The organism is Marinospirillum sp. (genome assembly GCF_014859565.1).
Genome location: NZ_JACUUA010000102.1, coordinates 1 through 11,995 on the forward strand (window position 1 = coordinate 1; position 11,995 = coordinate 11,995).

The 11,995-nt window shown below is 54.4% G+C and carries 6 protein-coding genes; 3 read left to right on the top strand and 3 right to left on the bottom strand.

Annotated features, from left to right (window positions below; translation table 11 throughout):
• Nucleotides 1–106: 106 nt before the first annotated feature.
• From recD to recC, 3 genes are read right to left on the bottom strand one after another with little or no spacing between them, the layout of a single operon-like run.
• Complete coding sequence (recD, locus tag IBX50_RS12370; protein ID WP_292256277.1) at nucleotides 107–2,209, bottom strand: exodeoxyribonuclease V subunit alpha; 2,103 nt, start codon at nucleotides 2,207–2,209, stop codon at nucleotides 107–109.
• The gene (gene recB / locus IBX50_RS12375) at nucleotides 2,206–6,027 is read right to left on the bottom strand and encodes an exodeoxyribonuclease V subunit beta (protein WP_292256279.1); all 3,822 of its coding nucleotides are present in this window, start codon (nucleotides 6,025–6,027) and stop codon (nucleotides 2,206–2,208) included. Before recB ends, recD begins: the two co-directional genes overlap by 4 nt.
• The gene (gene recC / locus IBX50_RS12380; RefSeq protein WP_292256281.1) at nucleotides 6,020–9,505 is read right to left on the bottom strand and encodes an exodeoxyribonuclease V subunit gamma; all 3,486 of its coding nucleotides are present in this window, start codon (nucleotides 9,503–9,505) and stop codon (nucleotides 6,020–6,022) included. Before recC ends, recB begins: the two co-directional genes overlap by 8 nt.
• Nucleotides 9,506–9,724: 219 nt before the next feature.
• Between recC and IBX50_RS12385 the strand changes: the two genes are divergently transcribed.
• From IBX50_RS12385 to IBX50_RS12395, 3 genes are all read left to right on the top strand, one after another.
• Nucleotides 9,725–10,561, top strand: coding sequence for an alpha/beta hydrolase (locus IBX50_RS12385; protein ID WP_292256283.1), 837 nt, complete (start codon nucleotides 9,725–9,727; stop codon nucleotides 10,559–10,561).
• Nucleotides 10,562–10,658: 97 nt separating this feature from the next.
• Nucleotides 10,659–10,916, top strand: coding sequence for a helix-turn-helix transcriptional regulator (locus IBX50_RS12390; RefSeq protein ID WP_292256285.1), 258 nt, complete (start codon nucleotides 10,659–10,661; stop codon nucleotides 10,914–10,916).
• Nucleotides 10,913–11,995: type II toxin-antitoxin system HipA family toxin (locus tag IBX50_RS12395; protein WP_292256287.1), on the top strand; the 1,083-nt coding region annotated here is incomplete at its 3' end. The genes IBX50_RS12390 and IBX50_RS12395, both read left to right, overlap by 4 nt.

Genomic DNA, 11,995 nt, shown 5'->3' on the forward strand with positions numbered 1-11,995 from the left:
ACAACCTTGCCAAGGTTGGGGTCGCGAGTTCGAATCTCGTTTCCCGCTCCAGATTTAAAAAGCCAGCCCTGGAGCTGGCTTTTTTGTATTACTCTTTCCACTCCTGTTACCCCACCCCCAAGCCACTGATTCTTTCCACTTGGGTGCGAATGGTTTGTTCCAGCACGTCATCCTGTTGGTAGATCAGGGTAAAGGCTTTGCTGGAGCGGGTGATGCCGGTGTAGAGCAGTTCGCGGGTGAGTACGGGGTTGGGTCGATCCGGCAGCAACAGTGCGGTGTGGGTGAATTCTGATCCCTGAGATTTGTGTACCGTCATGGCAAATACGGTTTCTACACCTTGCAGTCGACTGGGCAGTACCCAGCGGATACCACCCTTGCCATCAGGAAAAGCCACTCGCAGGATTTTTCGGGGTGGTTGATCGGTGGCTTGATCCGGTTCCTGCGGCCATTCCAGACAGATGCCGATATCCCCGTTCATCAGTTTCAGGCTGTAATCATTGCGTGTCACCAGCACCGGTCGTCCTGCATACCAGAGGGGTTCACCTCGCGGCAGCAGGGGTTTGTTGCTGGTGTCACTGTCCTTGAGTGCCTGAAACACCAGCTGGTTAAGCTGCTCCACTCCCCAAAGTCCACGACGCACGGGTGTTAATAACTGAAAATGCCGGTGCTGTTCAAATACGGCTTTTGCCCATTCATCCAGTGCCTCGCGGCTGGCTCCGGCGGCGGGTTGTTGATCGCGGATGCATTGCAGGTAGGGTCGATAACCCTGCACCAGTAGTTTTTTCAACTCGCGCAGATCCGGCTGCTGCTGGTCACTCTGCTGTGGCAACTGAATCAGTCTCAGATTGTGCTGTTGATCCACCTGTTCGGGTTGATGCAGGTCTGGCCGTTGATGCTGCTGAAAAATCAGTTTGATTTTATGGATGTCTGCCCGGCCTGAGTTGACTTCATCGGCCAGTTTGCCGATGCCGGGGTAATCATCAAAACGATAACTGTAGCGCAGCATGGTGGTGGCCTGATGCAGGGCAAGCCCCTGAGCATCTTGCAGCTGGGCGGGGATCACTTCGCCACACAGCTGTTCGACCCACTGGCAGGTGGCGGGGGTGTAGTGTCCGGCATCCGCCTGCTGACAGAGATCACCGAGGATCGAGCCGGCTTCCACTGAAGCCAGCTGGTCTTTGTCACCCAGCAGGATCAAGCGAGTGGTTGGACTCAGGGCATCCAGCAGCCGGGTCAGCATTTCCACATCCACCATCGAGGCTTCATCCACCACCACCAGATCCGCCGGTAAGGGATTGGCAGCGTGATGACGAAAATGCCGGGTGTTGGGCAGGCTGCCCAGTAACCGGTGCAGGGTGCTGACTTCAGTGGGAATGGCCGCTCGCCATACCTCCGCCTGATCACCACTGAGTTGCAGTTTTTGTACACTGCCGCTGATGGATTCATTCAGCCGTGCGGCGGCCTTGCCGGTGGGTGCCGCCAGCCGGATTTGCAGGGGGGGTAAAGCCTCTTGCAGGCGTAACCCCTGCAAGAGCGCCAGCAGCCGAACCACCGTGGTGGTTTTGCCGGTGCCGGGGCCGCCGGTGATGATGGCAAAACCAGAACGTGCTGCCAGCAGGCAGGCAATTTTTTGCCAGTCCGGTCCGGTGCTTGTCTGTTGAGTGGGCTGCGGAAAAAGCTGCTCCAGCAGTTGTCCGGTCAGTGGGTGGGGCAGTGGTTGCTGCTGTTGCAGGCGCTGCTGGATGCCCACTTGAATGCGGCGCTCGTATTGCCAGTAGCGGCGCAGATACAGCATCGGACGGAGGCCGGTTGCTGCCGGTGCTGATGACAGAATCAACGGGCGGCGGGTGTGGCTGGTTGATTGACCACGGCAGTCCTCCACGGCACTGCTGCTGGCCAGTTGGTTAAGCCACTGCTCCAGTGTCAGGTGACTGAGCTGCTCTTGCAGTGCCCGGCGGATTGGCTGGCTGGCAGCAGTATTATCCTGCATGGATGAGAGCAGGTGTTCCGGGTGGTGCAGTGCAGCCTGTAAATCCAGACACACATGCCCGTGGGCATTACGTTCACTCAGCAGGGCAACCGCCAGCAGCAGGGCATCACTGGCATCCGGGGTTTGTTCAGCAATAAAGCGGGTAAAGGCCAGATCCAGCGCCCGCAAACCTCCGGCATCCACCCAGCTTTGCAGTTGTTCCATCAGGCTGGGGTTCATACCAGAGACTCCTCTGTAGCCCGAAACAGTTGATCCAGTTGTTCGATCAGTTCCCGTGGCGGGCGATCACAAAACAGCCCCTGACTGCCAGGATGGTGAGTGCCGCGTAGAAACACATAAATGGCACCACCGATGTGGCGGTCATAATCATAATCCGGCAGGCGTGCCTGGAGTTGGCGGTGTAATGCCAGCAGGTAAATCACATATTGCAGGTCGTAGCGTTTTTTCAGCATGGCTTGTTGCAAGGCTTGTGGTGAGTAGTCTCTATCGCTGGTACCCAAGCGGTTGGATTTCCAGTCCAGCACGTAATACTGCCCCTGATGTTCAACCACCAGGTCGATAAAACCTTTTAACAGGCCATTCAGCTGGTTGGTTTTGATTGCCGGCCGATCCGCCTGTTGCAGGGTATGCTGCTGCACCAGTTGATCCAGCCGTCGGGTGTCCACGTTATGACTGGAGATCAGAAACTCCAGCTCCACGGCTATCTGGCTGGGTTGCAGATCAACCAGCGCAAAACCCGGTAGTTGCCAGTGCTGTTGTAGAAAGCTTTTTAACCAGTCACTCAGGGGTTGTGCATAAGATTCAATCTGGCGCAGTTTGCAGCGGCGCAGCAGCTGGTCATCACGTAATTTATCGTTCAGCGCGGCGGCGGCAAAGCCACGAATGCGCTGTTTGTCTGGGGTACGCAGCTCCTGCACTGCCGCCCATTCCAGCAGGCTGTGTAAAAAAGTACCCCAGACACTGCCAGCCGGAAAATGGTGCATCAGCTGGTCTTGCTCGGTGCTGCTGGTTTCGGTGCTTTCATCCAGCAATTCTGCCGTGGTTTTATCACGGCTGTGTTGTGGGTAATCATCTCGACTGGTGGCGGGTGCTTTGATCAAAAGCGGCTGGCTTTCGTATTCCAGTGCCGAATAACTGGCAATCCACCAGTTGTTGAGCTGACCCAGCCTGGGTCTGGCACGGGCTGCCTCCAGCTGTTCCGTGACTACTTCACGGTAAGTATTGCTGGTGGCTGATGGTGCATCTTGCAGGGTGATGTTACTGCTGTGTTGTGTCAGTTTTTCCAGCGCCTGCTGCACACCCTGGCTGTTGCTGAATTTTTGCCCGCCATTCAGCAGATAACCCAGCGCCGAGCGCTCCAGCTGCGGTGAGTTAGAATTACCGGAGCGCAGCGGTGCCACACCCAGCCACAGGGCATGAGTGGCGCGGGTGACGGCAACATAGAGCAAACGCAGGTCTTCACTGATGCGCTGGTCATTGGCGGCATCCCAGGCAGCGGGGAAGCGCTTGTTGTCTGATGCCTCAATGTACTGGCCGGATTCATGCCACCAGGGCACCTGTTTTTGTTTGCCATCAATATGTCGCCAGCCGCTGATAAAAGGCAGCAGCACCAGTGGGTATTCCAGCCCTTTGGATTTGTGGATGGTGATGACTTTAACCCGCCGAGCATCACTTTCAAGCCGCAGCAGTTGTTGTTCATCGGTGCTGTCCAGATGTTCTGCCAGATGGCGGATCAGTGCCTGTTCACCATCCAGCCGGGTTGCCGCTTGTTGTAACCATTCGGCCAGATGCAGCAGATTGGTGAGGCTGCGTTCGCCACGGCTTTTTTGCAGCAACCGACCCGGCAGTTCAAAGGCTTCCAGCAGTTTGTGCAGCATCACCAGAATCCCTCGGTGCCGCCAGTGCAAATGAAACTGCATAAACAGCTGCATCTGCTGCTCCCAAGCCAGTTCATCCTCCTGCCATTCCGCCAGCTGCCTTAAGGGTAAATCCAGTGTATTGGTTGCCAGTGCCATTCGAACCAGCTGTTCATCACTGGGTTCAGCACAGGCGCGCAACCAGTGCAGCAGATCGCTGGCTTCTGTGCCACGGAACACCGATTCCCGATCAGAGAGGTACACACTGGCAACACCGCGTTTTTCCAGCTCTTCCCGCACCGCTTTGGCTTCATGCCCACGCCGAACCAGGATGGCAATGTCAGCCGGTTGCAGGGGCTGGTCGATTTTGCCCTGCTGTCCGAATCCGGCCTTGCCTTGCTGTGCGGCAGTGAGCCATGCACAGATCTGGCTGGCAGTCACGGCAGCGGCTTGTTGTACATAGGCTTCTGTACCGATGTAACGATCCTGCTCATCGGTGGCCTGAAAATACCAGAGGTTCATGGCATCCACTGCTTGCTGGTGCAGGTAAAGCTGCTTTTCCTGCCCTTGTGCATCCACCTCAACATAAGGCAGTGGATCATCCGCTTCAGTGCGAAAACGAAAAGCGCCCCGGTCGTGGGTTTCTGCCTGTAAAAACAGCTGGTTGCAGGCATCAACCACAGCATGGGTGGAACGAAAGTTTTTCTTCAGAGTAAAGTGCCGCCCCTGGGTAGCGGTTTTGGCTTTCAGGTAGGTGTGAATATCCGCACCACGAAAGCTGTAAATGGCTTGTTTGGGATCTCCAATCATAAACAGCCCGGTTTCCGGGTGGTTGTCTGTTATCCGGTAAATGTGATCAAAAATTGCGTACTGGATGGGGTCGGTGTCCTGAAACTCATCAATCATCGCCACCGGAAAACTACGCCGCAGGGTTGTTGCCAGATGCAGGGCAGACTCACCGGATACCTCAGGATTTAATGCCAGCTCCAGCTGGGTCAGCAGGTCATCAAAGCCCATTTCGGCTCTTTGTTTCATGCGTTGGTTAAATTCTCGTCGCACCCATTGGCAGGCATGAGCCAGCAACGCGGTTTGCAATGGAATATCAGGCTCTTGCAACTGGGCTGTGCTGGGTTGGCTGGTATTCAGCCACTCTCCCAGTTGTTTAAAGGCCGGTAGATCGTCTTCCTGCTGGATGCTGGCCTTGGCTAAAAAGCTGAACCGGCCTGCGGCAAAGTTTTTTAATTTGCCGGGGCGTTCTGCTTCACCCTTGGCCCAGGCATGAATCTGATCCAGCAGAGCCTGATAACTCTCTTCCGTTTTGCTGTCGTGGCTGGTGGCTTTCAGGTGCGGGCGCAGGGTTTTTAAATGGGTTTCAATTTCAGGCCAGTGCTCCAGCCAGTGTAAACGAACGGCCTGTTCCTGCTGTTGCACTTGTGCTCTGGCGGCTTCTTGATCCGCTGCTGCCGCCTGCTCGGCCTGCCGATACTCCAGCCATGCGGCAAAGTGGGGTTTCAGGTCATCCACTTGCAGGGGTTGTCCTTGATAACTGACACCCTTGCTGGTGCTTTTTAACAGATTTTGCAGGGGGTGAAGCAGTGCCGCCGGTGATTTAAATTCTGCCGTGATCAGTGCCGCAGTTTGTGAATCCAGCGGATAAAAATGCACCCGCCAGTAATCCTGTAAAGTCTGGATCAGCAGTTCACTGGTATCGGTGACCAGCTCGCGGTTAAAAAGCCCACGGGTATCAAAGGCGTGTTCCACCAGCATTCGGTTACACCAGCTGTGGATGGTGGACACACAGGCTTCATCCATACTTTCGGCAGCCAGTTGCAAACGCCAGGCACAGGCAGGCCATTCTGCCTCGGGGTAATCACCGCGCAGCTGTTGCAGTAGGTCTGTTGCTGAGCGACTGGCTGCTGGATTGATAAAATACTCAGCCGCTTCAACCAGACGGCTGCGTATCCGGTCGCGCAGTTCTTCTGCGGCGGCATCGGTGAAGGTGACCACCAGAATTTCTCTGGGCGTTAACGGCCGATGAAAACCGGCATTGTTTTTATTGTGCCCCAGCACCAGCCGGGTGTAGAGCAAAGCCAGAGTGAAGGTTTTTCCGGTTCCGGCGCTGGCTTCGATCAGGCGGCTGCCAGAAAGCGGAAAGGTCATGGGTTGTAATTGTTCACTCATTGATCGGGTTCTCCATGACGGGTGTCTGGCTTAGGCAGGTGATCAGAGGCCTGTACAAACGTTGGCTGAAGTCAGCCAGTCGTGGATCGGCAGCCAGGCTGGCAAAATCCGGCCAGAAGCGCTGCAAGGCGGGGTGATCGGTCACTTCTCCAGCACGCTGAAAACCCCCTTCGTATTCTGCACGGGCATCCTTGTCCAGCAAAAGACTGAAAGCGGTTTTGCAGGGCAGGGGCAGCAGGTTTTGCATCCCCTCGAACCAGGCACAGCGCAGATCCAGCAACCACTCCAGTGCTTGTGTTGCTGGCAGCGGTGGCAGGCAAAGGTGACTGGATGGCCCCAGCAGAACAGTGCTCACAGGTTGTTGTAATTGGGCAAACAGGTGCAGCGGCCACTGACGCACCAGGTGATACCACTTGTAGCTGTCACCGGAATGCAGGTTGCTGGCTTGCAGGATGATTCTGGCAGACTGCCCTTCTGCGTTGTGGCGGATATCCGACAGGCTGGCTTCCAGCGCCGGAACCCCGTCTGGGGTTGCAGGCCAGAGATTAAACTGGGTTGGCAGGGTGTCAGGAAAATCCCTCAGCAGTTGCTGGTAGCAGCTGACCGGCTCCAGCAGTTCTTCACTCAGCTGGTGTTTGATCGCCTCGGCAAAAGGTGGCAAAGGCAGCTGGCCGCTGCGTTGGATACGCTCTGCTGCCTGCTGGATGGCTCGTTGTGGCAGCAGGTGGGGTTGCTGGGTCAGTGCCAGCGTCAGATGTTGCAGCAGTTGCTCCTGGATCTGCCATTGATCCAGCCCGTTCAGGCTGAAACTTTCTTCATCTTCTGCCAGCTCATCAGCAGTAAAACCCCGCACCCCCAGCCGCTGGGCGTAAAAGCTGCGCACCGGATGACGTAAAAATGCCGCCAGATGATTCAGATTGATGGCACCATCCAGATAAAAAGGTGGTAACTCAGCCGAGCTGACGGCCTGTTGCGGGTTGTGAATACTGCGCCATTCATCGGCATAGGTGAACAGCCTTGGATCACGCCCGGCACTGAAATACCCCAGGCTGAAAGGTTGTAAGGGGTGTTCGGTGGTCAGATCTGCCAGCAGTGATTGCGGCTGCCAGCCAGCGGCCAGATGATCGCGCAGTTGCCCGACCAGTGCCGAGGGTGGGCGCTCACTGTTATCACGGATATTGCGCCCAACCCAGCTGATCACCAGTTTTTTACGGGCAGACAAGAGGGCTTCCAGAAACAGATAACGATCATCTTCGCGGCGGGAGCGATCACCGGGGCGATAATCCTGTGCCATCAGATCAAAATCGGCAGGGCGCACATGGCGCGGGTAATCACCATCATTCATGCCCAGCAGCCACACCTGCTCAAACGGAATGGCACGCATCGGCATCAGGGTGGCAAAGTTGATCGACCCACCGAGGAACTTCTGGGTCAGGCTGGGTTGATCCAGACTGCCCAGCAGTTCTTCACGGATTACTTCCAGCGGCAGCTGTTCAGTGATCAGGCTGCCCTGTTTCCAGATATCCTGCAGTTTTTCCAGCTGGATTTGCAGAGTGGTGAGCGCCTGGCTATCCGCAGGGCTGGCATCTACAAAAAAGGTTTGCAGCAGGGATTGAATCACAGCCACCCAGTCTTCCGGGGTGTGGGTTTGTAACAGGGTTTGACGTGTTTTTTGCAGGTTATCCAGCAGTAATGCCAGCGGGCCAACCAAAGCTGCTTCCAGTCCGGTTACTTCATCGTAGGGTTCGATTTCCTGCCAGGCATCACTGCTGCCAACGGCATAACCCAGCAGCATTCGGCGTAATCCAAATAACCAGGTGTTTTGCTCCAGCCCAGCCGGTAAATCCAGGCTGGCGCGTTGTTCAGCATCCAGCCCCCAGCGGATATTGGCGCCGCGTATCCATTGGCGCAGGCGTGGCAGATCACTTTCCTCCAGACCATAACGCAGGCGCAGAGCAGGCGTATCCAGCAGATCCAGCAGTTCGGTGACGGTAAAACGGGAATGGGGCAGATGCAGCAGGCTCTCCAGTGCAATCAGCAGAGTGTTCTGTCCGCGCTGCCCCTGATCAGAAATATGGAAGGGTAAAAAGCGGCTGTCGTGCTGTTCCAGCCTGTTGGCATAACGCCCAAACACCGCTTGGATGTGGGGCGCATACACATTGATATCTGGCACCATTACCAGTACATCACGGGGATTCAACGGCTGCCCTTGCTGCTGAGCCTGCTCAAAAGCATCCAGCAGTTGGTCATGCAGGATTTCCACTTCTCGCTGCGGGCTGTGAGCCACCAGAAACTGCAAGCTTTGATCCTGCCGGGCATCAATCCGGGTGTTTTTAGCCTGGCGTTCGGTCAGTGGGGTGAGGTTAAGGATGTCTGACTGCAACTGGTGCAGCAGGCAGCCTTCACCGGGATCACTGAACAGATCCACCTGTTGATGTGCAAAATGCTGGCGGTATAAATCCGGCTGATCTTTTTCATCCAGCAGATGCAGGTAGTCACGTCCCTGTTTACCCCAGGAGGCCAGCAAGGGATGACCATAAACATGCAGTGCATCCAGGCTGAGGTTGGCAGGTAATTTACGCGCAGTGATGCGGCGGTATTCCTGTCTGAGTAATTCTTTACCGGCAATCAGATCACCCCAGTAGTGCTGGCTGGGGTTACTGGCAAAAATCATCACCTGAGTAAAAGGGGCGATGGCCTGTAACAGATCCAGCGTTTGACGCGGCAGCGATGAAATGCCAAACACCAGCACCCGCCGGGGCAGATCATCGGGTCTTTGTGTTGGGGTGAAATCTTTACAGGCAGCAATAAAGGCCTGATGGATACCAGCACGACTGACTCGGCTCCAGCGACCGTTATCCAGTTGGTTATCCTGCTGAATGTCTTCCACCAGCAAACGCCACAGTGCTGGTTGCCAGAGCTGTTCATCATCCAGCGGTTTGTGTTGCCCCTGGGCATTAATGAGGTCATCACTACCCACTTCCCAACCAGTCAGCCAGTCGGCACGATACACCTGATACTGGTCATACAGATCGGCCAGATTGGCGGCCAGTTGATGCAGACGGCGCGGGTCGGTGTCTTGTGTCAGAAAGCCTTCTAGGGGTTTCAGGCAAGCCGGGTTAGGCATGCGCTGTTGTAATTGCTCCAGATTGCCCAGCAGGCGGTAAATTCGCCAGGCCAGCGGTTGTTTGTCGAACGGGGAAATCAGCGGCAAATCATCAAACACACTGCGGTAGGCCAGCCATAAAAAACGCCCCGGCAGATCCACCTGCATAGCCGCTGCGATACCACAGCCCTGAGTATCACTGGCCAGAGCCATTTTTAACCACTGGGCAATACCGTTGCTCTGCACCAGAATGCATTCATTCTCCAGCGGGCGCAGCGGGTTGGTCATAATCCACTTGACCATCACATCCCGCAGGTCTTCCATTCGGTTGCTTTGCAGCAGCATAAAACCGGGGGTAAGAGGCGTGTTCATCAAGGCTTCCTTAAAATTGATCGTGCCAGCGAGTTAAATTGTGGCAGATAATGACTGGCAGATTACCGGAAAATACTGGTAACTGCAGGGTTGTGGCAATTTTTTCAGGCACCTTGGGGTGGTGAGCTGCCATCCGGTGTGGCACTCTGGTGAATAACCACTATATTAAGTGGCCTATTTATCGGTTTGGTCAGTCAGAATCCAAAGGAGTGTTTTCAGATGCAGATTCCCAGGCTTGAGTTGTTGTACCGTCTTGCTGCTCAGCGTGATGCTGTGCCGGTGTTGTTTGTACACGGGATTTTCAGCGGTGCCTGGATCTGGGAAGAGTATTTTCTCGACTGGTTTGCGGCGCAAGGTTACCACGCTTATGCCCTGAGTTTCCGTGGCCACGGTCAGTCTTCCGCACCCGACCCGCAAGGGCAGTATCAGCTGGCTGAGTATGTGCAGGATCTGGATGATGCTATTCAAACTATCCAGCAAGCGCATGGGCAAGCGCCACTGCTGGTGGGGCACTCCATGGGCGGTATGGTGGTACAGCGTTATTTGTCGAATTGTCAGGGGCGTGGTGCGGTGTTGTTGACCAGTATTCCGCCGCAGGGGCTGGTGCCTTTATCCTGGGCCAGTCTTTTTACCCATCCGCTGGAATCCATGATGTTGTCGCGCAGCTTTTTGTTCCCAGAACAGATGAGTGCAGAAGACTTTCATCGTGCCATGTTTTCCGGGCCAATAGAGCTGGCTAAAATTCAGCGCTGGATGCAACGTATGGTGCCGGAATCCATGCCATTGATCTGGGATATGAGCTGGCTGGATCTGCCGAATGTGTTTAACGTGCAGCAAACCCCCATTGAAGTGCTGGGCGCCCTGCATGATCGGGTGATCCCGTCATCCATGGTGACTCTGACCGCAGCCACCTATGGTTGTACTCCCGGATGGATTGATACCGGTCATGGTGTGATGCTGGATGCCTTCTGGCAAAAGGCTGCAGTGGCAGTGGATGCTGCCTTACAGAACCTGTTGCAGCGGCAGCCAGCCGTTCACTTTAAACGTACTGGGTAGCTCTTATTAATATGGCATCATCTTGTTTGCTATATGGCAATCATTGTGTAAGTATATGGAGATTGATCGCTATATAGCAAACTAAAGAGAAGAGATCATGTCCGCTCGTCAGCACATTGGTGAACAGGTTTGCGCTGCACGTAAACGCCTAAGTCAAACTCAAAAGCAGATGGCGGAAACCACCGGTATTCACAAAAGCACCCTGTCTGAAATTGAGAATGGGCGTTTTACAGGCTCGCTGGATATTCTGGAGCGCTACCTTGATGCTGTTGGCCTGAAATTGACTGTGGCCGAGAAAGTCCGCCGCTTACCAGACTGGGATGAGCTGGATGAGTTGTTTGGAGATGACTCATGAGCCTGATGGGTTTACCCAGCCAGATTGATAAAATCAAGGTGCAACTCGATCAGCAGGAGCTGGGTCTGCTCACCAAAGGCTCTGCTCACCACTATCAGCCCACACAAGTGGATCAGTCAGTTTCGCTGACCATGACACGCCCAACTCTTGATGGTTACTCATCAGGAGCACTTCACCCGATTTTTTCTCAGAACCTGCCAGAGGGCTTCAACCGGCGTTTTATCTCTGAGCGACTGGCTCGTTATGCCAGGGTGGATGATATGTATCTGCTGGCGCTGCAGGGAGAAAATGGCGTTGGTATGCTGAGTTATGATCCAGGCTTTGAATTGCCCGAAGCTGGTTCTGCTTCTTTGGATGAAATCCTTGGTTATCAAGGACAAGAGCAGCTGTTCCCTCAGTTACTGGAAAAGTACTACCTGAGAAATTCTCTGGCCGGGGTACAGCCCAAGGTCAGCATTCTTGATACCAGTAGAACACTTGAGCAGAAAAATCTCATTGTTAAAACATTCGATGAAGAGTTCCCATTACTGACGGTTAATGAGTTTGTCTGTATGGAAGCGGCCAGGTATTGTGGCTTGGAACCCCCGCCTGTTTACCTCTCAGAAAATCTGGAAACCTTTGTGGTTGAACGGTTTGATAAACCTGAAGGGAAGCTGCTGGGATACGAAGACTTTACCACCTTGATGAAACGACCCAATTCACCCGATGCAAAATACACCGGGAGTTATGAAGCCCTGCTTGAAGCCACCTACCTCTATACCCAAAGCTTTGAGGAGGTGCGCAAGATGTATCGTTACATCGTATTTAACTGTTTAATCGGCAATGGTGATGCCCACCTGAAAAACTTTGCCCTTCAGTACACACCAGACATGCAACAGATTTTTGTGTCGCCACCCTTTGATATCACTCATACCCTCATTTATGACAGTATCGACAACAAGATGGCGTTAAAGCTAAAAGGAAGCAAAGTATTCCCGGAAAAAAGGTTTCTTGCTGGATTAGCAACATCAAAGAGCTTTCGACTTAGCCCGGATTTCTCATGGGGTATAAAAGAAAACGGCAGGAAGTGTTATAATTTC

Bases quoted from the DNA above. Each gene is read 5' to 3' on its own strand.
- recD (WP_292256277.1), bottom strand. From the start codon at position 2,209: ATGAACCCCAGCCTGATGGAACAACTGCAAAGCTGGGTGGATGCCGGA.
- recB (WP_292256279.1), bottom strand. From the start codon at position 6,027: ATGAGTGAACAATTACAACCCATGACCTTTCCGCTTTCTGGCAGCCGC.
- recC (WP_292256281.1), bottom strand. From the start codon at position 9,505: ATGAACACGCCTCTTACCCCCGGTTTTATGCTGCTGCAAAGCAACCGA.
- IBX50_RS12385 (WP_292256283.1), top strand. From the start codon at position 9,725: ATGCAGATTCCCAGGCTTGAGTTGTTGTACCGTCTTGCTGCTCAGCGT.
- IBX50_RS12390 (WP_292256285.1), top strand. From the start codon at position 10,659: ATGTCCGCTCGTCAGCACATTGGTGAACAGGTTTGCGCTGCACGTAAA.